Origin of the sequence: Comamonas sp. BIGb0124, assembly GCF_003752175.1 — a bacterium.
Lineage (GTDB): Bacteria > Pseudomonadota > Gammaproteobacteria > Burkholderiales > Burkholderiaceae_C > Comamonas_F.
Genome location: NZ_RJVF01000009.1, coordinates 496,989 through 521,672 on the forward strand (window position 1 = coordinate 496,989; position 24,684 = coordinate 521,672).

Sequence of the window (24,684 nt, forward strand, 5' to 3'; positions counted from 1 at the left end):
CACCACAAGCCTGAAATTAATCCTGAGCATGGATAGTCGGCACGCCGACTCCTGCGGATGCCAGCGCGGCATATAGCGGAAAAGAGTCGTCCTGCCGGCCTCGAGGGTGCTCGGCAGCATGGATGCCCGCCGATGCGGGCCATGACGGCCAGGTGAATCTCGGCGATTGTAGGGAGCTGCGGCCCATCGATAAATCGATGAAAGTGCAAATCGCCTATACTCAAAATTCATCAATGAATGAAGAATTCATACGACATGAAATCAGGCGGTTCTTTCGCCATCCGTTCGTCTTGTCGCAAAAGATCAAACCATGCAGCGTGAAGACATCGTCGACCTGAACGCCTTCGCGACCGTTGCAGAAGAACGCAGTTTCACCAAGGCCTCGATCCGGCTCGGCACATCCCAATCGGCACTGAGTCATGCCGTCAGGCGTCTTGAAACACGGCTCGGGGTTCGCCTGCTCAACCGGACGACACGAAGCGTCTCGCCGACCGAGGCCGGGCAACAACTGCTCGACACCTTGCAATCGTCATTCCAATCGATTGCAGAAAGACTGGGGACGATCGGGCACCTGCGTGAGGAGCCGGCAGGCTCGATTCGCATCAGTACCTCCGAGCACGCGCTGCAGGTCGTGCTCTGGCCCAAGCTCTCCAAATTCATGAAGACCTATCCGGCCGTGCAAGTCGAGATCGAAGTGGATCCTGCCGGCCCGAACATCGTGGACGGACGGTTCGATGCAGGCATACGCCTAGGCGACGACATCGACAAGGACATGGTCGCCGTCCGCATCTCGCCCGATCTGCTCAAGTCTTTTGTGGCTTCGCCCAAGTACCTGGCCGGCAGGACGATGCCGCGATCCCCGCACGATCTTGTCGACCACGCGTGCCTCACGTACCGACGACCGTTGACAGGACGCATACTGCCCTGGGACTTCATCAAGCGGGGCAAGAAGATACAGCTTCGATTGTCCGGGCGACTCGTGTTCAACAATATTCCGGCGTTGGTGACTGCGGCACTCGATGGCCACGGAATCGTTGCCGTTGCGGAAGATTACGTGACGGAATATGTCGCGAAAGGAGACCTGATCCGCATCTTGCCGGAGTGGAGCCCCACGCTCTCGGGTTTTCATCTGTATTACCCCAGCCGCAGGCAGATGTCGGTTGCCTTTTCACTTCTGGTCGATACCCTGAGACATCACGGCTCGTGAGCCGGCCACCGTTGGCATCGGCTCGATGGGGGGGGGGCGGCCCATGCTCCGCCCCTTCGGTTGCGCGCGCCCTTATGCAGAGAAGCGGTAAAGCGCGGCGCGATTGAACGGATCGATCCGCAGGTCCTGGATGGCGACTGTGGCGGCGGCGCGGTAGCCGGTGACTGCACGGCATTCGGCGTCGATCAGCATCGTGGTGCGGCTCGATGCGGTGTACGGACGCCACGCCGGCATGCGGTCGTTGTCGGGTCGCCCGGTGCGCGCAAAGGCCACGAATGCGGCCATCATGTTCATCGAGGTCTCGAACGCCGCTGCGCCTGGGCCCGTCATGGCACGAGCCTTGTCGACTGTTCCGAAGGCGAATGGAATGTCGACCGCGTGCGGCGCACCCAGCAGGCCGCCCAGGGCGGGAATGGTCCAATTGAAGTTGTAGACGTAGACCGGCGCCTGGCCAGCCGCACCCGATTTGGTCTCGGCCGCACGCGTGAGCGGACGCCGGAACTGCACATCCGATGCAACGGCGATCAGGATGTCGGACGGCGACATCGCAGGCTCCGCCTCGCGGTAGGCTTTCATGATGGCGGTGATCGTTCCGTCGTCGACCTTGAACACCCTGCGCATCCGCTCCCGCATCTGCGCTTCGGACAACGCGAAATTCCGCATGTCGTCGCGGAAGAAAAGCGACGCTTCGGTGCGTGTGCATCCCACCATGAGCGGCACCTGCGCGTGCGTGGCGAGTCCTTCGACGCTCATCGGCTGCGTGGTGATGTGCCGGCCATCGATCACTGGGCGCGCGCCCTCGAGTCCCGATTGTCTGACGGCTCGCGAGCGCGCTGCCAGCAGAGCCTCGAAGGGGATACGCTGCATCGCTTCGAGGTGGCCCGCCGACAGTCCCAGTTCATTCACCAGGGCGTCGACATAAGGCTGCATGGCGGATGCGGGATCGATGGCGAGCCCCGCCGCGCCGCTCATGCTGATCGCGCGATGGAACAGGCCCTGGGCTTTTTTCATGCCCAGCAGGGCCATGATCTTCGAACCGCCGCCGGACTGCCCGAACACCGTGACATTGCCCGGGTCGCCACCGAACGTGGCGATGGCGTCCCGCACCCATTCGAGTGCGGCCAGAATGTCGAGGTGGCCTGCGTTCGCGGCATCGCCGAAACGCTCGGCGTCGAGGTGCGACAATTGGGTGTAGCCGAAGGCATTGAGGCGGTGGTTGATCGTCACCACGACCACGTCGCCGAAACTCGCGAGGTTCGAGCCATCGAGGGCCTCGCCGGCGCCACCGCCGTTGATGTAGCCGCCGCCATGGATGTAGAACATCACGGGCCGCTTGGCACCGGCGTCCAGACCCCGGGTAAAGACATTGAGAACGCAGCAGTCTTCCCCGAGCGGTTCCTTTTGCTCATACCACTCGAACAGCTCGTCTCCACCCATGCCGGATTTGATCTGCGGAGACATCGCGCCATACGTTGTGGCGTCCCGGATGCCGGTCCATTTGGCCACCGGTCGAGGTGCCTGGAAACGGTTGGCGCCGCCGGTATCCGCCGCATAAGGCACCCCCTTGAAACTGTAGACGCCGTTGCTGCGCACCCCCCGGAGCTTTCCGTCGCGCGTCTCGATCACCGCTGGTTGCATCGCCGCGGCCGCCGAACCGGCCCATAAGGCGGGCAAGGCCATGGCCGCTCCCGCGATGGACAGAAACTGGCGGCGAGGGGTAGTGGGAACAAATGACATGCGGCCTTTCAATGCGTGTGTCGGCGCAAAGCGCTTCGCGTCAGAATACGGCCGCGTCGCTATGACAACAATATGCTGCAATATTTATGAGCTATTTAGCTGAGCTAACAAATGCAACAGAAGCTTTATGACGACTTGGCCGCTTTCGTCGCGGTCGGTCAGGAGCGCAGTTTCACGCGCGCCGCGAAGAAACTGGGCGTGACACCGTCCGCGCTCAGCCAGACGATACGGGGCCTCGAGGAAAGACTGGGCCTCTCCTTGCTGGCCCGCACCACGCGCAGCGTTTCGCCGACGGCTTTGGGCGAGCGGCTGTTGCAGACCACGTCGAGCCGGTTGGGCGACATCGATGCGGAGCTGGCGAGCCTGCACGACCTCAACAGCCGGCCTTCGGGCACCATCCGCATCACCTCGAGCGAAGCGGTCGCCGATGCGGTGGTATGGCCAAAACTCGAAAATCTGCTGCGAGAGCACAGCGAGATCCAGATGGAGATTTCATCCGACGCATCGCTGACAGACATCGTCGCCGATCGCTACGACGCCGGTGTACGCCTGGGCGGACAGGTCGAGAAGGACATGATCGCCGTCCGAATCACACCGGACATGCGCATGGCTGTGGTCGGATCACCCGACTATTTCGCCAATCGGTCTCGGCCGGTCAGGCCGCCGGATCTGACGGGACATGACTGCATCAACATCCGTTTGCCGACATCGAAGAGCCTGTCGGTATGGGAGTTCAAGAAAGCGGGCCGCGAGTACAACGTGCGTGTCTCGGGCCGTTTGACGTTCAACAGCGGAAAGCTACGACTGCGCGCAGCGCTCTCCGGTTTCGGACTCGCCTACATGCCGGAAGACCAGGCTCGCCCGCACATTGAAGCGGGCAAACTGGTCAGCGTACTGAACGACTGGTGCGCGCCTTTCCCGGGCTTTCACCTGTATTTTCCGAGCCGACGCCAAATGTCCCCGGCGTTTGCCCTCGTCGTCGAAGCGCTTCGCCACCGCCAGGGCGCATAAACAGCACGGCGTGGGCCTTGACTCGAAGCCCCGGGGTCAGGCGAGCCGGGCTCAGCCGCGTGCCTTCAAACCGAGCATCTTGTAATGTTCGTAGTGACCGACGCCGTTTTTCACGATGGGGTCTTGTGATGTCAGCGCGGCGATATCCTGCTCGTCGGCGATTTGGTAAAGCGACACGCCATAACCGCCGTTCTCGTCGATGACCGGACCGTGCGCCACGATCGAGCCTTGTTCGAGAAGCCGGTTCATATAGGCAGCGTGCTGCTTCATCCAATCCTGCTCATCGGCAGACAGGGTGGAGAGAAAGTCTGCACGGGGCGGTATGAATTTGCACAAATAAAATTTCATGATGAATCCTTGTGAATGAGTGGAAGGCGTTTCATCTGAAACGCTGCAATGACCTGGCGGTCTAGGCTGTCCGGACGCTTTTCCGAATCGCGCCTTCAAACATCTTTGGCAGATAGTGCTGCAGGAACAGGATCATTCCGGTCATCTTTCCAACCGGGTTGCTGAACTTCGGTTTTGGGGTCTCGATCAGCTTGACGATGGTCTCGATCACGGCATCGGGCGCTTCGGCTTCGTCGATGCCCTTTTGCGTTGCGGCGTCTGCTTGCTTGCGGTAGACGTCGTAGTCGGCGATACGGCCGCTTGTTTGAGAAACGGCGTGGTGAGCGAGGTTGGTCTTGAACCACACCGGCTCGACCATGCTGACCCGGATGTTGAACGGGTCCAGTTCGAACCGAAGCGACTTGAAATAGCCTTGGACAGCGTGCTTCGAGGCGGTGTAGTAGGACAGGTTGGGCGGACCGATCAGGCCGACGATGGAACTGACCGTGATGATCTGTCCTTGCTTCTGTACCCGCAAACGAGGCAACAAGGCATTCGTGACTTTGACCGTTCCCCAGAAGTTGGTTTCAAACTGCTGCCGGCCCAGCGCGATGGGCGTTTCTTCGGCAAGACCGGTCACCATGTAGCCGGCGTTGTTGACCAGCACATCCAATTGGTCGATGTGGCGGGACAGCTCTTCCGTGAACGCACCGATGGAGTGTTCGTCGTCGATGTTCAGGCGCAGCAGTTTGAAGGACACCTTGTCCGCATGTTTTTCGGGCTCGCGACTGGTGCCGATGACCTCGAAGCCTTGCCGATGCAGGCTGTTGGCGAGCAGCAGGCCGAAGCCCGACGATGCGCCCGTGATCAATACTGTTTTTTTCATTGGATAACGCTTCGAAACGTGCAAATGGCTGGGAGGTTCTGAGAGCCACGCATGAATGTGCCTGGCTCTGCGGTTGAGCAGCAGGGCCGTTCGACACACGCCTGCTGCAGGTGTTGATCGCTGCAATACCGGGACCCGCGCTGTTCATGGGCTCCTTTCGAACGAGGCCGGCTGGACGCGATGTCGAGCGCATGTTAGTATCGTTTCGGTAGTCAGTCAATACTAAAAAGATATGAACTCGGAAAAATCGTCTGAAAGCACCTGTCCCATCGCACGCAGCCTGGCCGTCCTCGGAGATGCCTGGACGATGCTGATCCTGCGGGATGCCAATGCGGGACTGACACGTTTCGATCAGTTCAGAAAGAGCCTGGGCATCGCGCCGACGATGCTGACCAAGCGCCTGGCGACACTCACAGAAGAGAACCTGCTGGAGAAGCGTCTCTACTCCGAGCGGCCGCCGCGTGAGGAATATGTTCTGACCGAGGCGGGACGCGACTACCTGCCTGTGCTCTTCATGATCGGCGCTTGGGGTCGCAAGCACCGGGGCGAAGGCCGGTTGATGCGGTTTCTGGATGCTGAGACCGGGACCGACCTCGAGCCGATGGCTGTGGATGCCGTGACCGGCGCGGAGATCGGCACACGTCCGATCCGCATGGCGATGCCGGATTGAAGCAGGCAGGCGCTGGCTGCACCTGCAGCGATGGATACATACTCTATTGACCGGCATCGTCCGGCCCTCTTTGACCCAGACTGCTCAGAACATGCGTTTACCTTTCCGTGCCTGGTTTGTTGCCCTGCTGGCGGGTTTTGCGACCACGGGTTGCCTGTCGGCCTCCCGCTGTGAGCCGGGCTTCTCGGCTTCTCCCCAATTCGGCGATGACTGCCGCTTTCACAACACGCCCAACCCCGATGCCAAACCGTCGCAGGGGGGGCTCATGAACTGGGCCAAGTTCTTGCTGGGTTCCAAGGTCGGCACCGAGCCGATCGATCGGATCCCCATGCGCATGCTCGATCGGGCCCAGCTCGATTTGCTCGATCCCGAAACCACGCATGTGGTGCGGCTCGGCCATTCGTCGCACCTGCTGAAACTGAACGGAAAGTACTGGCTGATCGACCCGGTGTTCAGCGAGCGGGCATCGCCGGTGCAATGGGCCGGACCGAAGCGCTTTCACCCGACGCCCATTCCGCTGGCCGATCTGCCTCCCGTCGAAGGTGTCATTCTTTCGCACGACCACTATGACCACCTCGACCTTGCAACCGTTCGTGCGTTGCGCGAGCAGGTGCAGCGTTTTTTCGTTCCGCTGGGTGTGGGTGGGCGCTTGCGCCAAGCCGGCGTGGCGCCAGAGAAGATCCAGGAGTTCGACTGGTGGCAGGAAGGCGAACTGCACGGTGTGAAAGTGACCGCCACACCGGCTCAGCATTTTTCGGGCCGGACCCTGTGGGACCGCGGCACGACGCTGTGGGCCTCATGGGTGATCGAGAGCGGCGGCGAGCGCATCTTCTACAGCGGCGATACTGGGTACTTTCCAGGCTTCAAACAAATCGGCGAACGCTTCGGTGGCTTCGACTTGGCGATGGTCGAGAACGGCGCTTACAACGAGAACTGGTCTTCGGTGCACATGACTCCCGAAGAGTCGGTGCGCGCCTTCATGGATCTGCGCGGCAGGGTGATGTACCCCGTGCACAACAGCACGTTCTCGCTGGCCCTGCATGCCTGGCAAGAGCCCATGGAGCGCCTGACCACCCTCGCCATGGAGAACAACATCACCCTGGCCACCCCTGAAATCGGCGAGGTGCTGACCGTGGGCAGCGATCGAAGCAACGCCCTGTGGTGGCGCGGATTGCGGTAGGCCACGTCGATCGCGACAGGCCGGCACATTCTTGTGCCTCCCATCGCCTTCCATCGAACCGCCAAAGAAAAAGCCCGCTACCTTTGGGATAGCGGGCTTTCCATGCTGTTTCTGGTGGCGCTTCACGGATTCGAACCGCGGACCTGTGGATTATGATTCCATCGCTCTAACCGACTGAGCTAAAGCGCCGATCACTGCTGTGCAGCGAAGACCGTCATTATAGCCACAAAGTTGGCATGCCGATCAAGCCGAATCAGAAAAACCGCTTGTCCGGTCAGTCCCCCTGCGCAGTCTTTTCAGGCGCGGCCGATGATCGACGCCGTCGCCATCAGTTCTTCGAGCAGTGCCAGCGCCGCCTTGCCCGAGAGGGTATAGGGGTTGAGGCGAGGCTGCTCGGCGTACTTCAGCACCACGGTGGTGTTGAGCTTGCTGAGGTCGACGCGGCCCATGGTCCAGCCGGCAAAACGGCGTTCGCTGATCTCTTCGTAATCCAGCAGTTCGATGCGCTCGTGGCGCGCGTCGCGCAGGATATGGCCGTAGAGCTCGTTCACCATCTGGCGGCTGCCTTCCAGCGCCTGCAGGAACACGCCGTCGCCGTAGCACAGGATGCCCGTGATGCCGTGCGAAGGATTGAAGCTGCGCGCCTTGGCGACGATGGCTTCGATGGCGTTGCCGGGGCAGTCGGCCACGGCGTGACTGGCATAAAGCAGGCGGACCAGCATGGTGGATTCCTTGTTCGAATGAAAGGACGGGCGGTTTGTTGTTCTATCAGTCGCGTCCGCGGATCAGCGACAGAAACTCGCGGCGCAGGTTGGGGTCCTTGAGGAACACGCCGCGCATCACCGAGTTGATCATGCGGCTGTCGAGTTCCTTCACGCCGCGCCAGGCCATGCAGAAGTGCTCGGCCTCGATCACCAAAGCCAGGCCGTCGGGGCGGGTCTTTTCGATGATCAGGTCGGCCAGTTGCACCACGGCTTCTTCCTGGATCTGCGGACGGGACATGATCCATTCGGCCAGGCGCGCGTACTTCGACAGGCCGATGACGTTGGTGTGTTCGTTGGGCAGCACGCCCACCCACAGCTTGCCGATGATGGGGCAGAAGTGGTGCGAGCAGGCGCTGCGCACGGTGATCGGGCCCACGATCATGAGCTCGTTGAGGTGCTCGGCGTTGGGGAACTCGGTGATGGGCGGTGCCGCCTTGTAACGACCGGCGAACACCTCGTTGAGGTACATCTTGGCCACGCGCCGGGCCGTGTCGTTGGTGTTGTGATCGTTCTCGGTATCGATCACCAGGCTGTCGAGCACACCCTTCATCTTGCCTTCGACTTCGTCGAGCAGCAGTTCGAGCTCGCCGGGCTGGATGAACTCGGCAATGTTGTCGTTGGCGTGGAAACGCTGGCGGGCCGCTTTCACGCGCTCGCGGATCTTGACCGACAGGGGCACGCCGTCGCCGGCGTTGGAATCTTCTGACATGACTGAGAGGTTTCTGGCAGTGCCACTAAAAAGCTGGGTCGGATGGTAACAGCCTTCCCAAGCCACTGCATGGAGGGGGATTGTCGATGCATGGCATGGAGAACGGCCTGCACTCGCTACGAAAACAGGAATTCCCCATGCCGCCGGCCCGATCGGCCAGCGCGATTACTCGACGCGGATGTTGCGCGAGCGGATCACGGCGCCCATCTGCGCGGTGTCGGCCTGCATGCGGCGTGCCAGCGCTTCCGGCGAGCCGGCGACCACTTGCCAGCCCTGGGCCAGCAGTTTTTCACGAATCTCGGGGCGGCGCAGGATTTCGGTGAGGATCGTCGACAGGCGCTGTGCACGCTCCTTGGGCATGTTGGCCGGTCCGGCCACGGCGTTCCAGACTTCCACCTGGTAGTCCTTCACACCGCCTTCGGCCAGGCTGGGCAGGCCGGGTGCCACGGGGCTGCGGCCCTTCGAGCTCAGGCCCACGGGCTTGATCTTGCCGGCCTGGATCTGGGGCAACGCCAGGCCGGGCGGCAGCAGGGCCAGTTGCAGTTCACCGGCGAGCATGCCGTTGATCACCTGCGGGTTGCCGGGATAGGGCACATGCACGGGCTTGATGCCGGTCTGCCCGGCCAGCAGTTCCATGCCCAGGTGCGAAACGGTGCCGATGCCGGGGCTGCCGTAGCTCCACTGGTCGCCGGCCTTGCGGGCCGCCGCAAAGAAGCCGGCAATGTCGTTGAACGCCACGCTGTTGGCGGCCGTCAGCACCAGGGGGGCCGAGCCGATGAAGCTGATGGGCGCCAGGTCCTTCAGCGGATCGTAGGGCGTGCGCGGGTTGAGCAGCTTGGCAATGGTCATGTTGCCGTTGATCATCAGGCCCAGCGTATGGCCGTCCTGGGCCTTGGCGACCTGGTCGGCGGCGATGTTGCCGCTGGCGCCGGGCTTGTTCTCGACATACACCGGCTGGCCGAGCGCCTTCGAAAGCGGCTCGGCGATCAGGCGGGCGGTGATGTCGGGCGACGAGCCGCCCGGAAAGCCCACCAGAATGCGCACGGGCCGTGTCGGCCAGTTGTCGGCAGCGGCCGGTGCGGCCTGCTGTGCGCCGGCCCAGGTGGAAAGCGTGGTGGCCGCGGCCAGGAGGAGGAGTTTGCGTCGCATGATAGGTCTCTTCGGATGGATCGTGTGTCTCGCGCCCACGCACGGGCCGGGCTCGCGCGTGGCGCGCTATTGTGCCTCGACCGGTAATTAGCCTGAAGAGGAAAGTCCCGGGGGACGCCTGGATGGGCTGCCGACACGCCGGCGTCTCACGCATGAAAAAGCCCGCTGGGCTCGAGGCGCAGCGGGCTTGGAAGGGCAGGGCAGGCGCTTACGCGTAGGCTGCCAGGGCCTTCTTCATCTTCTTCATGGCCGCCACCTCGATCTGGCGGATGCGTTCGGCGCTGACCTTGTAGTCGGCAGCCAGCTCATGCAGCGTCATGCCGCCCGAGCCGTCGTCGTTGACCTTGAGCCAGCGTTCCTCGACGATCCGGCGGCTGCGGGGGTCGAGCACATCGAGTGCGGCCACCAGGCCTTCGGTGGCCATGGCATCGCGCTGGGTGGCTTCCAGGCGCATCGTCGGCTCGTCCTGCAGGTCGGCCAGATAGGCGATCGGGCCGTAGCTGTCCTCGCCGTCGGCCGAGGGTGCCGGATCGAGCACCACATCGCCGCCCGACAGGCGCATTTCCATCTCCATCACCTCTTCGCGCTTGACGTTGAGCTGGCTGGCGACGAGGTCGATTTCCTGCTCGGTCAGCGTAGCGCGATGGGTTTCCGAATCGACGGCATCGGCCTTGAGGCCTTGTTTCATCGACCGCAGATTAAAGAACAGCTTGCGCTGGGCCTTGGTCGTCGCGACCTTGACCATGCGCCAGTTCTTCAGGATGTACTCGTGAATCTCTGCCTTGATCCAGTGCAGGGCGTAGCTGACCAGCCGCACGCCCTGATCGGGGTTGAAGCGCTTGACGGCCTTCATCAGGCCGACGTTGCCCTCCTGGATCAGATCGCCATGCGGCAGGCCGTAGCCCAGGTACTGGCGCGAAACCGAAACCACCAGGCGCAGGTGCGAGAGCACCAGCTTGCCGGCCGATTCGAGGTTGTTGTCGTCGCGCAGTTCGCGGGCAAAGCGCTGCTCTTCTTCTTGCGTGAGCAGCGGCAGGCGGTTCACCGCCGAAATATAAGCGTCGAGGTTGCCCAGCGGGGGCACGACTGCCCAGGGAGATGCAACCGTCAAAGCGTTCGCAGAGGCTCCAGTTTGGTGTGTCATACCAGAAACTCCTTTCAATAACCGTCGTGACCGTGTCACGGATAGACATATTAGCACTCTCTAGGATTGAGTGCTAAGCGCCAAGTTCCCCGGCACCGGGGCCGTTGGGCCTTCCGGGCTCGCATCGTCGCGCGCCAGGCCGCGCCAGGCTTGGGTTTCCTGTCGGACACCCGCTCGAGCCGGCCGTTCCCCGGGCAGCGCTAGAAAATCTTGATCGCCGATTTAGTCCCTCACTATGCCGCATGCGCCGGTTTTGCGCATGCGGACGCGGGCGGTTTCGGGCGTCGGTGCAGGCCGTGTGCGTGGGTGGCGGCGCTGGGGGAGAACCGGCCTTGTCTGACGCGGCCGACGGCAGGCCCGCTGGTAGCATCCGTGCAACACCGCCGGGGCCCCTGCCAGACGCGGCATGCGACATGAGGCATGCGGCACGCTTGCGCCAGGAGTGCACGGTGGCCGGATTTTTTTGCAGTTCACGAAGGATCTCGACCACGCCATGCAGGATCGCCGCCAATTCTTGTCCGCCGCCAGTTCCTCCCTTGCCTTGGCCGCACTGGGGCTGCCTGCAGCCGCTCTGGCCCAGCAAGGGCTCAAGCTGAGCGGACCTCAGCCTTTTTCTTTCGAATCGCTGGTGGCCCGTGCGCAGGCGCTGGCTGCCAAGCCTTACGCCAGCACCAGCAATCTGCCCAAGGACGTGCTCGAACGCATCGACTACGAGCAGCACGGCAAGATCAAGTACCAGACGGACGATGCCGTCTTCCGCGACGGCCCAGGCCAGTTCCCGGTGACGTTTTTCCATCTGGGCCGGTTTTTCCAGGAGCCGGTCCACATGCACACGCTGGGGCGTTCGGGCTCGAACTGGTTTGCACGCGAGCTGCTGTACGACGCGTCTTATTTCGACATGCCCGCCGACAGCCCCGCGCACCAGATGCCCGACGGCGCCGGTTTTGCGGGGTTCCGTTTCCAGGAATCCCGTCTGGCCGACCAGAGCAAGCTGGACTGGAAACAGAACGACTGGGTGGCTTTCCTGGGGGCGAGCTATTTCCGCGCCATCGGCGAGCTCTATCAGTACGGCCTGTCGGCCCGCGGTATCGCGCTGGATGTCGCCATGCCCGACAAGCCCGAGGAGTTTCCCAACTTCACGCACTTCTATTTCGAGCCGCCGGCAGCCAACGACAGCACCTCGGTGGTGGTCTATGCGCTGCTGCAAGGTCCCAGCATCACGGGCGCCTACAAGTTCGTGATGAAACGCGAGAAGGCGGTGATCATGGACATCGACTGCCAGCTCTTCCTGCGCAAGGATGTGGCCCGTTTGGGCATTGCGCCCCTGACTTCGATGTTCTGGTACTCCGAGTCGGTCAAGCCCACCGGCATCGACTGGCGCCCGGAAGTGCACGATTCGGACGGCCTGGCGCTGTGGACGGGCTCGGGCGAGCGCATCTGGCGTCCGCTCAACAATCCGCCGGCAACCACCGCATCCGCTTTCGGCGACACCAAGCCCCGCGGATTCGGCCTGATGCAGCGTGACCGCCAGTTCGGCAACTACCTCGACGGCGTGCACTACGAACGCCGGCCCAGCCTCTGGGTCGAGCCGCTGGGCGACTGGGGCGAAGGTGCGGTGCAGCTCATCGAGATTCCGACCGACGACGAGATTCACGACAACGTGGTGGCCTTCTGGGTGCCCAAGGAGTCGGCCCGCGCGGGCAAGGCGTACAAGCTGAGCTACCGCCTGCACTGGATGGCCGACGAGCCCTATCCCTCGCCGCTGGCGCGCTGCACCGGCACACGCATCGGGCGCGGCGGCCAGCCGGGCCAGCCGCGGCCGGCCGGCGTGCGCAAGTTCATGGTCGAGTTCAAGGGCGGCTCGCTGGGCAAGCTGCCGTTCGGCGTCAAGCCCGAGCTGGTGCTGTCGGCCTCGTCCGGGCAGTTCTCGTATGTCTTTGCCGAAGCCATCCCCGACGGCGAGGCCGGCCACTGGCGCGCCCAGTTCGACTTCACGCCGGCGGGCAACGATCCGGTCGACATGCGCCTGTTCCTCAAGAACGGCGACGAGACGCTGACCGAGACCTGGCTCTACCAGTTCCATCCGTTCTGATCCGGGGCACGGGCTTGCGGCTTGTCGGACGCCGGCCCCTGTTCCAACGGTGCCGTGCGCGGTCTTTTAAACCGTGCCACACTGATCCGGCAGGGCCCATGCGACCCTAAAAAAACCAACAACAGCTTCGCTGGCGCTGCGGTACGTGTCTGCCCATCACGGGCCCCGTACCCATCACCTTTCACCCCCAAGGAGTTGTTTCGCATGCCGTCGTCGTTCCACCCCCCATCCTCTTCATCCCCTGCGTCGTCCGTGCAGGTCTTGCGAGCCGCGCCGGCTCTCCGGCTTGCGCATCTCGGCGTACTGACCGCTTTGCTGGCAGGCGCCGGTGTGCATTCCGGCGCTTGGGCGCAGGCTGCCGAAGCCACCGATCCCATCCAAACCGAGGTGGTTGCCCGGGATCTGGCCCAGCCTTGGGCGGTGGCCTTTATCGAAGACGGCCGTTTTCTCGTCACCGAGCGGGGCGGGCAACTGCGTGTGATCGAAGCCGACGGACGGGCCGGCGAGCCCGTGCAAGGCGTGCCGCCCGTCGTGGTGGGGGGGCAGGGCGGATTGCTCGATGTCATCACCGACAGTGACTACGCCCGCAACCGCACGATCTATTTCTGCTACTCGGAACCCGGTCAGGCCGATGGCGTGAGAAACGTGAACTCGACTGCGTTGGCCTCGGCGCGCCTGTCGGCCGACCGCCGCCAGCTGGAGCAGGTCAAGGTGCTGTTTTCGCAGCAGCCCAAGGTCGCCAGCCAGATGCATTACGGCTGCCGCGTCGTCGAGACCCGCGACGGCAAGCTGATGCTGGCCGTGGGCGAGCGTTCGTCTCAGGCGCAGCAGGCCCAGAACCTGCAAAGCCACCTGGGCAAGGTGCTGCGCATCGACAAGGACGGCGGCGTGCCTGCCGACAACCCCTTCGTGTCGCGCTCCGATGCCAAGCCCGAGATCTGGAGCTACGGCCATCGCAACCCCCAGGGGGCGGCGCTGGCCCCGGACGGCACCTACTGGATGACCGAGCACGGGCCGCGCGGCGGCGACGAGATCAACATCCCCCGCGCGGGCCGCAACTACGGCTGGCCGCTGGTCTCGTTCGGCCGCAACTACTCGGGCACGGCGGTCGGCAAAGGGGAATCCGAAGGCCCCGGACTCGCCCAGCCCCTGCTGCACTGGACCCCCTCCATCGCACCCTCGGGAACGGCTTTCGTCACCAGCGACCGTTACGGCCCGGGCTGGCAGGGCAATCTGCTGGTCGGCTCGCTCAAGTTCGATTACCTCGAGCGCCTGCAGGTGCAAGGCACGGGCGACCAGGCCACCATCGGCCGGCGCAGCAAGCTGCTGGCCGACCTGGGCGCACGCATCCGCGATGTCCGGCAAGGACCGGACGGATGGATCTACGTGCTGACGGACGGCAGCGGTGCACAATTGCTGCGGCTCAAGCCTGCATCCACCCCTTGAACGCGGCGCGTGCGCGAGGTGTGCCGGTATCGTCCGGCACCTCGCATCCGTGAGCCGTGAAGGCAGGCGGGGCCGGTTTTTCGCCTTTGTGCAACCTTGCCTGTCTGTCATGCCATGAGCGCTGTTTTGAGTACCGCAGGACTGTTCGTCCTGACCGCATTGGCCGAGATCGTCGGCTGTTACCTGCCGTATCTGTGGCTGCGCAAGGGCGCTTCGGCGTGGCTGCTGGTGCCCGGGCTGCTCAGCCTGATGCTGTTTGCCTGGCTGCTGACCCTGCACCCCACCGCCTCGGGCCGGGTGTATGCGGCCTATGGCGGCGTGTACGTGGCTGCCGCCCTGGCCTGGCTGTGGCTGGTCGACGGCGTGCGCCCCAGCCTGAGCGATGGCATCGGCGTGGCGCTTTGCCTGGCCGGCACCGTGGTCATCATGGCGGGCACACGCCCGGGCTGACCCAGCTGACCCGTGCAGAGCGAGGGACCGTTGGCCGGGCGCTGCTGCGCGACGTCGGCCTGCAGGCGGCCTCGCGCACGCCGCGCGACGCTCAGAGCTCCTCGACGCGGACCGGCGGGTAGCTGTCCCAGGCTTGGCAGCCCGGGCAGTGCCAGAAATGTGTCTGGGCTTCGAATCCGCAGGCGGCGCAGCGGTAGCGCTTGAGCGGGCGGGCCCGTTCGTCCAGCGCACGCTGGATCTGCGGGTGCTGTTCGGGCTCGGCCAGGCGATCGGGCGTGAGCCAGCGGCTGACGGCGATCAGCGAAGGCTCGTGGTGCAGGTGCTGGATATACCAGTCCTGGCTGGGTGCATCGAGCACGCCGTCGAGCAGGACCAGCGCTTCGACGATATCGAGCGAAGGCAGTTGGCCGTATTGGTCGACCAGCCACTGGCGCGCCTCGACCTGTTGTCCGCTGGCGATGGCTGCACGCGCCATGTCCGCCGCGATCAGGGGCAGAGCGGTCGGTGCATGCTTGATGAGTTCGACCAGCGTGGCGTAGGCCTTGGCGTGCTGGCCCTGGGTGGTGTGAGCCACGGCCAGGTCCATGCGCGGGCGCGGTGCATTGGGTGCCGCCGCGATGGCCTGGTCGAGCAGCGCGAGGGTCTGTTCGAACTGGCCGGCGATGCGTGCGACCAGCGCCTGCTCGCACAGGTAGTGGGCCTGCCGCACGCTGAAGTCGCCTTGGCCTGCGGCCTGCAGCTTCTGCGTGATCTCGGTGGCCTGCGGCCATTCGCGCGAGCGCTCGTAGATCGCCAGCAGAGCCAGGCGCGCCTGCGTTTCGAAGGGGGTGTTCTCGAGTTTGCGCAAGGCATCTTCGGCTCGGTCGAGCAGGCCCGCTTTCAGGAAGTCGAGCGCCAGTGCATGCTGGGCGCGTTCGCGGTCGGTGCGGCTCAGGTCGGCACGGCTGAGCAGGTGTTCATGGACCCGCACGGCCCGTTCGTACTCGCCGCGCCGGCGGAACAGATTGCCCAGCGCGAAGTGCAGCTCGGAGGTGTCCGGGTCGTTCTGAACGGCCTCGATGAAAGCGTCGATCGCCTGGTCCTGCTGTTCGTTGAGCAGGAAGTTCAGGCCCTTGAAATAGGCCCGGGGCGCCTGGCGGTTGTCGATGCGCAACTGACGGAAATCCAGCCGCGATGCCAGCCAACCCAGCGCGAAGGCGACGGGCAGGCCCAGCAGTATCCAGTAGATGTCGAAATCCATAGCTATCCTGGCTCGCCCGCTTGCGGGCTGGAAATGCCGGTCACGGTCCGGTCAGGGGCGGGGGGACGAGGGGCGTTCGTCGGCAGGCGCGTCGGGCTGCACGAAAACGGGCTCGGGTGCGGAGGTGGTCGGGGCTCGGACGACATCGGCGGGAGAAGTCGGCGCGGCCAGCCTGCGCCGGCTCCGCCACCAATGCGGCAGCATGCCCATGGCACCGACGACCAGGCCGGCGGCAAACGCAGTGAGCACGATCAGCACCATGGGCGCACGCCATTGGTAACCGAAGAAGAAGTGCACGCCCGCTTCCTGCTGGTTATTCAGCGCAAAAGCGAAAAGCGTAAAAAAAATGGCTGCCTTGAGCAGCCACATGAGGTATTTCATGTCTCTCCAAGGAATCTTGCGGATTCTACCTGCCGCTTGTGCAGGTCAAGGCGAGGCATGGACGCCGGGCATCGTGAAATGCCCGGCGAAGATGCGAAATGCGTCAGCGCATCGCTGCGTCCGATCGGGCATCGGCGACATCGAGGTCGTCCTGCCCGTCGACCGCTTCACGCAGGGCTTTGCCCGGCTTGAAGTGGGGAACGCGTTTTTCCGCAATGGCAACGCTTTCGCCGGTCCGCGGATTGCGGCCCATGCGGGGCGGGCGCCGGTTGATGGAAAAACTGCCGAAACCCCGGATCTCGATCCGGTGCCCGCGGACCAAGGCATCGCTCATGGCGTCAAGAATGGTCTTGACGGCCGATTCGCTGTCCTTGTTGGTGAGCTGGCTGAATTGTTCGGCCAAGGCTTCGACGATGTCGCTGCGTATCATGCTGATTCAAAAAACTGAGCGAAAACCCCTCGGATCATAACGAGCCGAGGGGTGTTTCAACAAGAGATTACTCTTGGCTGTTGCTGTCGAGCTTGGCACGCAGCAGGGCGCCCAGGCTGGTCGTGCCGGCGTTTTCGCGGGCCGATTGCTGGCTCAGGCTGGCCATGGCTTCTTGGTTGTCGGCAGCATCCTTGGCCTTGATGGACAGTTGGATGTTGCGGGTCTTGCGATCCACGTTGACCACCACAGCGGTGATCTCGTCGCCTTCCTTGAGCACATTGCGGGCGTCTTCCACGCGGTCCACCGAGATTTCGCTGGCACGCAGGTAACCCGTGATGTCTTCGCCGAGGTCGATTTCAGCGCCCTTGGGGTCCACGGTCTTGATCTTGCCGCTGACCACGGAGCCCTTGTCGTTGATCGACACGAAGGTGGCAAACGGGTCGCCGTCGAGCTGCTTGATGCCCAGGCTGATGCGTTCGCGGTCGACGTCGACTGCCAGAACGATGGCTTCGACTTCCTGGCCCTTCTTGTAGTTGCGAACGGCGGCTTCGCCGGGTTCGTTCCACGACAGGTCGGACAGGTGAACCAGGCCGTCGATACCGGCAGCCAGACCCACGAACACGCCGAAGTCGGTGATCGACTTGATCGGGCCCTTGACGCGATCGCCACGCTTGGTGTTCTGAGCGAACTCTTGCCAGGGGTTGGCACGGGTCTGCTTCATGCCCAGGCTGATGCGGCGCTTGTCTTCGTCGATGTCGAGCACCATGACTTCGACTTCGTCACCCAGCGACACGAGCTTGGAAGGCGCAACGTTCTTGTTGGTCCAGTCCATTTCGGAAACGTGCACCAGGCCTTCGATGCCGGGTTCCAGTTCCACGAATGCGCCGTAGTCGGCGATGTTGGTGACCTTGCCGAACAGACGGGTGTTCTGCGGGTAGCGACGCGACACGCCCATCCAGGGATCGTCGCCCAGTTGCTTGATGCCCAGCGAGACACGGTTCTTTTCGGTGTCGAACTTGAGGATCTTGGCGGTGATTTCCTGACCGGCAGTGACCACTTCGCTGGGGTGACGGACACGGCGCCATGCCATGTCGGTGATGTGCAGCAGGCCGTCGATGCCGCCGAGGTCCACGAACGCACCGTATTCGGTGATGTTCTTGACCACGCCTTGAACGATGGCGCCTTCCTTCAGCGTTTCCATCAGCTTGGCGCGCTCTTCGCCCATGGAGGCTTCCACCACGGCACGGCGGCTCAGCACCACGTTGTTGCGCTTGCGGTCGAGCTTGATGACCTTGAATTCCAGGGTCTTGTTCTCGTAGGGCGTCAGATCCTTGGTGGGACGGGTGTCGACCAGCGAGCCGGGCAGGAAGGCACGGATGCCGTTGACCAGAACGGTCAGGCCGCCCTTGACCTTGCCGCTGGTGGTGCCGGTCACGAAGTCGCCGGATTCCAGGGCCTTTTCCAGGGCCAGCCACGAGGCGAGGCGCTTGGCGGTGTCGCGCGACAGGATGGTGTCGCCGTAGCCGTTTTCGATGGAGCCGATGGCCACGGACACGAAGTCGCCCACTTGGACTTCGATTTCGCCCTGGTCGTTCTTGAATTCGTCGATCGGCACGTAGGCTTCGGACTTGAGGCCGGCGTTGACCACAACGAAGTTGTGCTCGACACGCACCACTTCAGCGGTGATGACCTCGCCGGGGCGCATTTCCGTGCGCTGCAGCGATTCTTCAAACAGGGCGGCAAAAGATTCAGACATGAAATTTCCTATCCACGGCGCGGGTTAGCGTCAGCATGATTGCTGTCGTTGTGATTCGGCCGAGGCGGTTGGTTGCGGTGGGGACCGCGGTTACGGTTGAACAACCCGGGGCGCCTGTGCGCATGCAGCGCGGGCGGGGACGCTCCGGGACGGTTAACGGCAGCCGAGCGAGGCTGAAGCGGGCTTCAGCGCAGCGCGGCAGGCTGCCGGTCTTGCCACCACGACAGCACCTGGTCGACGGATTCTTCAATCGTCAATTCGGAGTTGTCTAGCAAGATGGCGTCGGGTGCGGGCTTGAGGGGCGCGGTGCTGCGCTGGGTGTCGCGCGCATCGCGTGCTTCGAGATCCGCACGCAAGTCCGAAAGTGTAGCTGGAATACCCTTTGAAATCAACTGCTTATACCGGCGATCCGCCCGTTTGGCGGCACTGGCGGTCAAAAAGACCTTCAAGGGGGCTTGCGGGAAGATCACGGTGCCCATGTCGCGGCCGTCGGCGACCAGGCCCGGCAGGCGGCGGAAGCTGTGCTGCAGCTCGTACAGGCCCTGGCGCACCTCGGGCAGCGCGGAGATGCGCGAGGCGGTGTTGCCCACCCGCTCGGCCCGGATGGCGTCGGTCACGTCCTCGCCGCCCAGCCACACGGTATCGCCCTTGAACTGCACCGGCAGCCGGCGGGCGATGTCGCCCAGCACCGGACCCAGGCCGTCCAGGGTGTCGAGCGCCAATCCCTGGCGCAGCGCCATCAGGGCCGTGAGCCGGTAGAGCGAGCCCGAGTCGAGATGGTGATAGCCGAGGCGCTCGGCCACATGGGTGGTCAGCGTGCCCTTGCCCGACGCGGTGGGGCCGTCGATGCAGAGCACGGGGATGTCTTCCTGTTGTGTCTGTGCAACGGAGAACAGCGTCTCGAAGTAGTCCGGGAAAGTCTTGCCCACGCACTGCGGGTCGAGGATGCGCACCGTGCAGCCGTCGGGGTTGAAGGCGGCCAGCGAAAAACACATGGCGACACGGTGGTCGTCATAGGTGTGGATGGCTGCGGCTTGCCATTGCCCGGCGGGCAGGGGGTGCACGCGGATGAAGTCGTGTCCGTCCTCGACCGTGGCGCCGAGCTTGCGCAATTCGGCGGCCATGGCGTCGATGCGGTCGGTTTCCTTGACGCGCCAGCTCGCGATGTTGCGCAGGGTGCTGGGGCCGTCGGCATACAGCGCCATGACGGCCAGCGTCATGGCGGCATCGGGAATGTGGTTGCAGTCGAGGTCGATGGCCTTGAGCGGCCAGGCCTGGCGCGACACCGCCAGCCAGTTGGGACCGCTGTCGACCTGCGCACCCATCGCCCGTGCGGCTTCGGCAAACCGGATGTCGCCCTGGATGGAGTCGTGCCCCACGCCGTGAATGCGCAGCGGGCCGCCTTCTGGCGGGGCGGCGAGCGCGCCCAGGGCGATGAAGTAGCTGGCGGACGAGGCATCGGCCTCGACGTGGATCTCGCCCGGCGAGCGGTAGCGGCTGCCGGCCGGGATCACGAAACGCCGCCATTCCTCGCGCTGCACGGCAATGCCGAAGCGTGCCAGCAGCTTGAGCGTGATGTCGATGTAGGGTTTGGAGATGAGGTCGCCCACCACGTCGATGCGGATGTCGCGGTCGTCGGCGACCAGCGGCAAGGCCATCAGCAAGGCGGTGAGGAACTGGCTGGACACATCGCCGCGCACCGCAATGGGCTGGTCCAGCGCCAGCGCGGCGCGGTCGGGCGGATGGATGCGCAGGGGCGGGAAGCCGGGGTTGCCCAGGTAGTCGATGGGGCAGCCGAGCTGGCGCAGGGCGTCGACGAGGTCGCCGATGGGACGCTCGTGCATGCGCGGCACGCCGCTGAGCTCGAACTCGCCGCCCAGCAGCGCCAGGGCGGCCGTGAGCGGGCGCATGGCCGTGCCGGCATTGCCCAGGAACAGCTGGGTGCGGGTTCCGGCCGGCAGCCGGCCCGCGATGCCCGTGATGGCGAGACCGGGGGCAATCGCGCCATCGGCAGCCGGCAGGGTTTCGAGCGTGCAGCCCAGTTCGCGCAGGGCCGCCAGCATCACCCGGGTGTCGTCCGAGTCGAGCAGATCGTGGATGACGGTACGGCCTTCGCTCAGCGCGGCCAGCAGCAGCACCCGGTTGGAGATGCTCTTGGAGCCCGGCAATTGCACCGAACCATGGGCGGTGCGCAACGGCGGGAGGTCGAGGAAGGGGATGCGGAACATATCGTTCGGTTGATTATCGCGATGTGGAGCCGGCTGCGGGCGGGGTGTTGCGGGCGCAGGCCGGTTCGGGCGGCAGGCCGGTCGAGAGCTGCCAGCCGCTGCGGGCTTCGGAGGCCCGTGCGATGCGTGCCGCCAGCGCCTTGCCGTCGCCCTGGATCAGGTCGGTTTCGAGTGCGTCGAGCGCCTGCCGGAAGGCACGGCCCTGGGCCAGGATCTCGTCCCGGTTGGAGAGCAGCACGTCGCGCCACATGGCCGGGTCGCTGCCCGCGATGCGGGAGAAATCACGGAAACCCGGGCCGCCATAAGCCAGCAGCGAGGCGCCGTCGGGCTGGTCCAGCAGGCCGTTCACATACACGAAGGCCAGCAGGTGAGGGAAATGGCTGACTGCGGCAAAGGCGGTGTCGTGCCGGTCCGCCGCCATCTGCACCACCGTGCAGCCGATGGCCTGCCAGAGGGCGGTCGCGCGGTCGATGCGCGCGTCCGGCGTGCCGGGCAACGGCGTCAGGATGGTGCGGCGGTTGAGGTAGAGATCGGCATCGGCTGCCGCAGCGCCTGCTTTTTCCTTGCCCGCGATGGGATGGGCGGGCACGAAGTTGGCGAGTCTGTCGCCGAGCTCGGCGCGAGCCGCCGCGACGACATCGCTCTTGGTGCTGCCGACATCCATGATCAGCGCATGCGAGGGCGCCACCGGAGCGATGGCGCGGAAACTCTCGGCCATGGCGCCCACCGGGACGGCCAGCAGGATGAGGTCGGCCTGCTCGGCCGCTTCGGCGGCACTGCCTGCGCGGCTGTCGATCACGCCGTGCGCGACGGCGGTGTCGAGCGTGGCCGGCGTGGCGCTGTAGCCGACGATGTGGCGGGCCAGGCCGGCCCGGCGCAGCGCCAGGGCAAAAGAGCCGCCCATGAGGCCGCAGCCGATGATGGCCACCCGTTCACAGGGCTGTACGCCGGCATCGCCGGCCCCTGCGGCGGGCTCAGACATCGCGGCTGATGGCGTGGGTGCCGAGGATCTTGCAGAACGCGCAGTACTGCTCGAGCTCGGCCAGCGCGGCGGCGACATGCGGCTCCTGTGGGTGGCCTTGCAGGTCGATGTAGAAATAGTAGTCCCACTGGCCTGACTTGGCCGGACGGGATTCGAAGCGGGTCATGGACACGCCGTGTTTCTTGAGCGGCACCAGCAGGTCGTGCAGGGCGCCCGAGCGATTGGGCACCGAGACCACCAGGCTGACGCGGTCGTCGCCCGAAGGCGGCGGCAGGTCGAGCACCGCAGGCAGGCACACCACCGCGAAACGGGTGCGGTTGACGGCCACGTCCTGGATGCCGTGGGCCACGCTGTGCAGCCCGAATTCGGTGCCGGCCTTGAGGCTGGCGATGCCGGCCCAGGCCGGGTTCTCGGTCGCCAGCCGTGCGCCTTCGGCATTGCTGGAGACGGCCCGGCGTTCGGCGTGGGGCAGATGGGTGCTCAGCCACTGATGGCATTGGGCGAGGGCCTGCGGATGGGCGCAGACGACCTCGATGCCGTCGAGCGAGTTCGACAGGCGCAGCAGGTTGTGGCGCACCATCAGGCTGACCTCGCCCACGATGTGCAGGGGCGAGGTGAGCAGCAGGTCGAGTGTGCGGGCGACCACGCCTTCGGTCGAGTTTTCCACGGGCACGACCCCGAACTCGGCCATGCCCGAGGAGGTGGCGCGGAAGACCTCGTCGAAGCTCGCGCAGGGTACGCGGCCGATGCTCGAACCGAAGTACTGCACGGCGGCCTGTTCGCTGAAGGTGCCCGCCGGGCCCAGGTAGGCGATGCGGATGGGCGATTCGAGCGCCAGGCAGGCCGAGACCACTTCGCGCCAGACCGCCGCGACGTGTTCGGCACGCAGCGGACCGGGGTTCTTCTGCTGCAGGCTGGTGATGAGCTGGGCCACGCGGTCGGGGCGGAAGAAAGGCGAGCCTTCCTTCTTCTTGATTTCGCCGACCTGCTCGGCGAGCAGCGCGCGCCGGTTGAGCATGGACAGCAGTTCCTGGTCCAGCGCATCGATCTGCTGGCGGAGCGGCGCGAGCGCCGCATTGCTGGCCGCTACGCCGGGGGGGGTGTCGGGTGCCGTGCTCATGCCTGTTCCTTCTCGAAGCCACGCATGTAGTCGACCAGCGCCTGCACGCCGTCGAGCGGCATGGCGTTGTAGATGCTCGCACGCATGCCGCCCACCGACTTGTGGCCCTTGAGCTGCAGCAATCCCGCCTTGTGGGCGCCGGCCAGGAAGTCGGCGTTGCGCGATTCGTCGCGCAGCAGGAAAGGCACGTTCATGCGCGAGCGGCAGGCCGGCGCGATGCGGTTGACGTAGAAGGACGATTGGTCGATGTAGCTGTAGAGCAGTTCGGCCTTGGTCTTGTTGCGGTGCTCGATGGCGGCAATGCCACCCTGGGCCTTGAGCCATTGAAACACCAGGCCGGCCATGTAGATGCCCCAGGTCGGCGGGGTGTTGTACATGGAGTCGGCCTCGGCAATCAGCTTGTAGTTGAAGGCCGAAGGACAGATCGGCAGGGCATGGCCCAGCAGGTCCTCGCGCACGAAGACCAGCGTCAGGCCTGCGGGGCCGATGTTTTTCTGTGCACCGCCGAAAGCCAGGCCGACGCGGCTCCAGTCGACGGAGCGCGAAGCCATGTGCGACGAGATGTCGACGACCAGCGGCGCATCGCTGCCCAGGGCCTTGAGATCGGGCAGTTCGTGGAATTCGATGCCGTCGATGGTCTCGTTCGTGCACAGATGCACATACGAGGCGTCGCTCGACAGCTGCCATTGGCTGGCCGGCGGAATGTCGGTCACGCCGGATTCGGTGTTGTCGGCGGCCACGTGGGTGCTGCAGTACTTGCCGGCTTCCTTGGCCGATTTGCGCGACCAACTGCCGGTGACGACGAAGTCGGCCCGCTGGCCACGCGACAGGTTCAGGGGCACCACGGCGTTCTCGCCGATGCCGCCGCCTTGCATGAACAGGATCTTGAACTCGCGCGGCACGGCCAGCAGCTCGCGCACGTCGGCTTCGGCCTGCTCGTAGATCGAGATGAATTCCTTGCCGCGATGGCTCATCTCCATGACGCTCATGCCGGAGCCGTGCCAGTCCAGCATCTCTGCTGCGGCGTGTTGCAGGACTTCAGGCGGCAAGGCGGCGGGGCCCGCCGAAAAGTTGTAAGGGCGTTTCATGGCACAAGACAGGATCGAGGAAGCGGGGGGCACCGGCATGCGGGTGCCAAGGGCTGGCGCGGAGCACGGGCTCCGGCGCCATGGGCCTATTATTTCTTGACGGGCGCAGCCGGCTTGCTGGCGGCACCGTTGGCCGGCGCGGCATTGCCGGCAGGACCCGTGCGCACGCCCAGCAGCTTGCCGACATTCTGCTCCATGGTGGCGATCTTGGGATCGACCTGGGCGCGGCTGTCGTTCACCACCTTTTCGAGCAGGGCGTTCTGCAGTTGGCCGGCGATCTCGCCGTACTTCTTGTTCACGGGCGACTGCAGCCAGGCGATCAGTTGCTTGAGTTCGTCTTCGGTGAAGTTGCTCTCGAGCAGGGGGCCGACGGTCGTCGGGGCCAGCTTGAGGGCGCGGTCGCGCACCAGGGGCGTGGCCTCGTTGACGTATTTCTGGATCTCGGCGCTCACGCTCTTGGCCAGGGCCTCGCGCTTGTCTTCGGGGATCTGCGTCTGCAGGATCTGCTGCGAGATCTGGCTGATCTGCATGGCGGGCTCTTCGACCACGCTGCGGGCCAGGCCTTCGATGCTGGGTTGCTGGATCTGGATGACTTGCTGCACCAGTTCTTGCTTGGTCTGGGCATAAGCCCCGGATGCGGCCAGCAGCGAGGCAGCGACGATACCGGTCAGGAGATGTTGTTTCATG

23 protein-coding genes and 1 tRNA gene are annotated in these 24,684 nt (G+C 64.5%); 7 read left to right on the forward strand and 17 right to left on the reverse strand.

The window, feature by feature from the left end; translation table 11 throughout:
* Window positions 1-310: 310 nt before the first annotated feature.
* Entirely contained in the window at window positions 311-1,207 is an 897-nt protein-coding gene (locus EC845_RS08435) for a LysR family transcriptional regulator (protein WP_123297085.1), read from the forward strand.
* Window positions 1,208-1,279: 72 nt separating this feature from the next.
* On the opposite strand, the gene EC845_RS08440 is transcribed toward EC845_RS08435, so the two are convergent.
* Window positions 1,280-2,944 (reverse strand): carboxylesterase/lipase family protein, encoded by a 1,665-nt coding sequence (locus tag EC845_RS08440; RefSeq protein WP_233597989.1) that lies wholly within the window; start codon window positions 2,942-2,944, stop codon window positions 1,280-1,282.
* A gap of 111 nt (window positions 2,945-3,055) precedes the next feature.
* On the opposite strand from EC845_RS08440, the gene EC845_RS08445 reads away from it, so the two are divergent.
* Window positions 3,056-3,955 carry a LysR family transcriptional regulator gene (locus tag EC845_RS08445; RefSeq protein WP_123297087.1) on the forward strand — a complete coding sequence of 300 codons (900 nt, stop codon included), beginning with the start codon at window positions 3,056-3,058 and terminating at the stop codon, window positions 3,953-3,955.
* Window positions 3,956-4,006: 51 nt separating this feature from the next.
* Here the strand turns inward: EC845_RS08445 and EC845_RS08450 are convergent, their stop codons facing one another.
* Window positions 4,007-4,303 (reverse strand): YciI family protein, encoded by a 297-nt coding sequence (locus EC845_RS08450; protein ID WP_123297089.1) that lies wholly within the window; start codon window positions 4,301-4,303, stop codon window positions 4,007-4,009.
* Window positions 4,304-4,364: 61 nt separating this feature from the next.
* Window positions 4,365-5,168, reverse strand: a complete 804-nt coding sequence (locus EC845_RS08455) for an SDR family NAD(P)-dependent oxidoreductase (protein WP_123297091.1) — start codon at window positions 5,166-5,168, stop codon at window positions 4,365-4,367.
* Between the two features lie 232 nt (window positions 5,169-5,400).
* Between EC845_RS08455 and EC845_RS08460 the strand changes: the two genes are divergently transcribed.
* Window positions 5,401-5,838 carry a helix-turn-helix domain-containing protein gene (locus EC845_RS08460; protein WP_123297093.1) on the forward strand — a complete coding sequence of 146 codons (438 nt, stop codon included), beginning with the start codon at window positions 5,401-5,403 and terminating at the stop codon, window positions 5,836-5,838.
* 91 nt (window positions 5,839-5,929) lie between these two features.
* Window positions 5,930-7,018: an MBL fold metallo-hydrolase gene (locus EC845_RS08465; protein ID WP_123298005.1), complete on the forward strand. Its 1,089-nt coding sequence runs from the start codon at window positions 5,930-5,932 to the stop codon at window positions 7,016-7,018.
* Between the two features lie 112 nt (window positions 7,019-7,130).
* On the opposite strand, the gene EC845_RS08470 is transcribed toward EC845_RS08465, so the two are convergent.
* The 5 genes from EC845_RS08470 to rpoH all read right to left on the reverse strand — a co-directional run bounded on the left by EC845_RS08470 (window position 7,131) and on the right by rpoH (window position 10,784).
* A tRNA-Met gene (locus tag EC845_RS08470) sits at window positions 7,131-7,207 on the reverse strand.
* A gap of 107 nt (window positions 7,208-7,314) precedes the next feature.
* Window positions 7,315-7,740 (reverse strand): BLUF domain-containing protein, encoded by a 426-nt coding sequence (locus EC845_RS08475; RefSeq protein ID WP_123297095.1) that lies wholly within the window; start codon window positions 7,738-7,740, stop codon window positions 7,315-7,317.
* Between the two features lie 46 nt (window positions 7,741-7,786).
* Window positions 7,787-8,491 (reverse strand): GTP cyclohydrolase I, encoded by a 705-nt coding sequence (gene folE, locus EC845_RS08480; protein WP_123297097.1) that lies wholly within the window; start codon window positions 8,489-8,491, stop codon window positions 7,787-7,789.
* A 165-nt stretch (window positions 8,492-8,656) separates the two neighbouring features.
* Window positions 8,657-9,640 (reverse strand): tripartite tricarboxylate transporter substrate binding protein, encoded by a 984-nt coding sequence (locus EC845_RS08485; protein ID WP_123297099.1) that lies wholly within the window; start codon window positions 9,638-9,640, stop codon window positions 8,657-8,659.
* Window positions 9,641-9,848: 208 nt separating this feature from the next.
* On the reverse strand, window positions 9,849-10,784 hold the full coding sequence (gene rpoH, locus EC845_RS08490; protein ID WP_123297101.1) for an RNA polymerase sigma factor RpoH: 936 nt from the start codon (window positions 10,782-10,784) through the stop codon (window positions 9,849-9,851).
* Window positions 10,785-11,277: 493 nt separating this feature from the next.
* Between rpoH and EC845_RS08495 the strand changes: the two genes are divergently transcribed.
* The 3 genes from EC845_RS08495 to EC845_RS08505 all read left to right on the forward strand — a co-directional run bounded on the left by EC845_RS08495 (window position 11,278) and on the right by EC845_RS08505 (window position 14,772).
* Window positions 11,278-12,876 (forward strand): glucan biosynthesis protein, encoded by a 1,599-nt coding sequence (locus EC845_RS08495; RefSeq protein WP_123298007.1) that lies wholly within the window; start codon window positions 11,278-11,280, stop codon window positions 12,874-12,876.
* A gap of 204 nt (window positions 12,877-13,080) precedes the next feature.
* Window positions 13,081-14,322 carry a PQQ-dependent sugar dehydrogenase gene (locus EC845_RS08500; RefSeq protein WP_123297103.1) on the forward strand — a complete coding sequence of 414 codons (1,242 nt, stop codon included), beginning with the start codon at window positions 13,081-13,083 and terminating at the stop codon, window positions 14,320-14,322.
* A 114-nt stretch (window positions 14,323-14,436) separates the two neighbouring features.
* A complete protein-coding gene (locus EC845_RS08505) occupies window positions 14,437-14,772 on the forward strand; it encodes a YnfA family protein (protein WP_199739755.1) in 336 nt (111 codons plus the stop codon).
* Between the two features lie 91 nt (window positions 14,773-14,863).
* Here EC845_RS08505 and lapB read toward each other — a convergent pair whose 3' ends face one another.
* The 9 genes from lapB to EC845_RS08550 form a co-directional block, all read right to left on the reverse strand.
* Complete coding sequence (lapB, locus tag EC845_RS08510; RefSeq protein ID WP_123297106.1) at window positions 14,864-16,012, reverse strand: lipopolysaccharide assembly protein LapB; 1,149 nt, start codon at window positions 16,010-16,012, stop codon at window positions 14,864-14,866.
* A 51-nt stretch (window positions 16,013-16,063) separates the two neighbouring features.
* Window positions 16,064-16,393, reverse strand: coding sequence for a lipopolysaccharide assembly LapA domain-containing protein (locus EC845_RS08515; protein WP_123297108.1), 330 nt, complete (start codon window positions 16,391-16,393; stop codon window positions 16,064-16,066).
* Window positions 16,394-16,496: 103 nt separating this feature from the next.
* Complete coding sequence (locus tag EC845_RS08520) at window positions 16,497-16,823, reverse strand: integration host factor subunit beta (RefSeq protein WP_123297110.1); 327 nt, start codon at window positions 16,821-16,823, stop codon at window positions 16,497-16,499.
* A gap of 67 nt (window positions 16,824-16,890) precedes the next feature.
* A complete protein-coding gene (rpsA, locus tag EC845_RS08525) occupies window positions 16,891-18,579 on the reverse strand; it encodes a 30S ribosomal protein S1 (RefSeq protein WP_123297112.1) in 1,689 nt (562 codons plus the stop codon).
* 185 nt (window positions 18,580-18,764) lie between these two features.
* On the reverse strand, window positions 18,765-20,807 hold the full coding sequence (locus EC845_RS08530) for a bifunctional 3-phosphoshikimate 1-carboxyvinyltransferase/cytidylate kinase (RefSeq protein ID WP_123297114.1): 2,043 nt from the start codon (window positions 20,805-20,807) through the stop codon (window positions 18,765-18,767).
* 13 nt (window positions 20,808-20,820) lie between these two features.
* Window positions 20,821-21,789: a prephenate dehydrogenase/arogenate dehydrogenase family protein gene (locus EC845_RS08535; RefSeq protein ID WP_123297115.1), complete on the reverse strand. Its 969-nt coding sequence runs from the start codon at window positions 21,787-21,789 to the stop codon at window positions 20,821-20,823.
* Complete coding sequence (pheA, locus tag EC845_RS08540; protein WP_123297117.1) at window positions 21,782-22,909, reverse strand: prephenate dehydratase; 1,128 nt, start codon at window positions 22,907-22,909, stop codon at window positions 21,782-21,784. Before pheA ends, EC845_RS08535 begins: the two co-directional genes overlap by 8 nt.
* Window positions 22,906-23,997 (reverse strand): 3-phosphoserine/phosphohydroxythreonine transaminase, encoded by a 1,092-nt coding sequence (serC, locus tag EC845_RS08545; protein WP_123298009.1) that lies wholly within the window; start codon window positions 23,995-23,997, stop codon window positions 22,906-22,908. Before serC ends, pheA begins: the two co-directional genes overlap by 4 nt.
* Before the next feature lie 89 nt (window positions 23,998-24,086).
* The gene (locus EC845_RS08550) at window positions 24,087-24,683 is read right to left on the reverse strand and encodes a DUF2059 domain-containing protein (protein ID WP_123297119.1); all 597 of its coding nucleotides are present in this window, start codon (window positions 24,681-24,683) and stop codon (window positions 24,087-24,089) included.
* Between the last annotated feature and the right edge of the window lies 1 nt (window position 24,684).

Excerpts from the sequence above, each read along its gene's own strand:
- lapB (WP_123297106.1), bottom strand. The coding sequence starts at position 16,012 with ATGGATTTCGACATCTACTGGATACTGCTGGGCCTGCCCGTCGCCTTC.
- EC845_RS08460 (WP_123297093.1), top strand. The coding sequence starts at position 5,401 with ATGAACTCGGAAAAATCGTCTGAAAGCACCTGTCCCATCGCACGCAGC.
- EC845_RS08530 (WP_123297114.1), bottom strand. The coding sequence starts at position 20,807 with ATGTTCCGCATCCCCTTCCTCGACCTCCCGCCGTTGCGCACCGCCCAT.
- rpoH (WP_123297101.1), bottom strand. The coding sequence starts at position 10,784 with ATGACACACCAAACTGGAGCCTCTGCGAACGCTTTGACGGTTGCATCT.
- rpsA (WP_123297112.1), bottom strand. The coding sequence starts at position 18,579 with ATGTCTGAATCTTTTGCCGCCCTGTTTGAAGAATCGCTGCAGCGCACG.
- EC845_RS08550 (WP_123297119.1), bottom strand. The coding sequence starts at position 24,683 with ATGAAACAACATCTCCTGACCGGTATCGTCGCTGCCTCGCTGCTGGCC.
- EC845_RS08435 (WP_123297085.1), top strand. The coding sequence starts at position 311 with ATGCAGCGTGAAGACATCGTCGACCTGAACGCCTTCGCGACCGTTGCA.
- EC845_RS08450 (WP_123297089.1), bottom strand. The coding sequence starts at position 4,303 with ATGAAATTTTATTTGTGCAAATTCATACCGCCCCGTGCAGACTTTCTC.
- EC845_RS08485 (WP_123297099.1), bottom strand. The coding sequence starts at position 9,640 with ATGCGACGCAAACTCCTCCTCCTGGCCGCGGCCACCACGCTTTCCACC.
- folE (WP_123297097.1), bottom strand. The coding sequence starts at position 8,491 with ATGTCAGAAGATTCCAACGCCGGCGACGGCGTGCCCCTGTCGGTCAAG.
- EC845_RS08520 (WP_123297110.1), bottom strand. The coding sequence starts at position 16,823 with ATGATACGCAGCGACATCGTCGAAGCCTTGGCCGAACAATTCAGCCAG.
- EC845_RS08515 (WP_123297108.1), bottom strand. The coding sequence starts at position 16,393 with ATGAAATACCTCATGTGGCTGCTCAAGGCAGCCATTTTTTTTACGCTT.
- EC845_RS08465 (WP_123298005.1), top strand. The coding sequence starts at position 5,930 with ATGCGTTTACCTTTCCGTGCCTGGTTTGTTGCCCTGCTGGCGGGTTTT.
- serC (WP_123298009.1), bottom strand. The coding sequence starts at position 23,997 with ATGAAACGCCCTTACAACTTTTCGGCGGGCCCCGCCGCCTTGCCGCCT.
- EC845_RS08475 (WP_123297095.1), bottom strand. The coding sequence starts at position 7,740 with ATGCTGGTCCGCCTGCTTTATGCCAGTCACGCCGTGGCCGACTGCCCC.
- EC845_RS08440 (WP_233597989.1), bottom strand. The coding sequence starts at position 2,944 with ATGTCATTTGTTCCCACTACCCCTCGCCGCCAGTTTCTGTCCATCGCG.
- EC845_RS08500 (WP_123297103.1), top strand. The coding sequence starts at position 13,081 with ATGCCGTCGTCGTTCCACCCCCCATCCTCTTCATCCCCTGCGTCGTCC.
- pheA (WP_123297117.1), bottom strand. The coding sequence starts at position 22,909 with ATGAGCACGGCACCCGACACCCCCCCCGGCGTAGCGGCCAGCAATGCG.
- EC845_RS08445 (WP_123297087.1), top strand. The coding sequence starts at position 3,056 with ATGCAACAGAAGCTTTATGACGACTTGGCCGCTTTCGTCGCGGTCGGT.
- EC845_RS08455 (WP_123297091.1), bottom strand. The coding sequence starts at position 5,168 with ATGAAAAAAACAGTATTGATCACGGGCGCATCGTCGGGCTTCGGCCTG.
- EC845_RS08505 (WP_199739755.1), top strand. The coding sequence starts at position 14,437 with ATGAGCGCTGTTTTGAGTACCGCAGGACTGTTCGTCCTGACCGCATTG.
- EC845_RS08495 (WP_123298007.1), top strand. The coding sequence starts at position 11,278 with ATGCAGGATCGCCGCCAATTCTTGTCCGCCGCCAGTTCCTCCCTTGCC.
- EC845_RS08535 (WP_123297115.1), bottom strand. The coding sequence starts at position 21,789 with ATGTCTGAGCCCGCCGCAGGGGCCGGCGATGCCGGCGTACAGCCCTGT.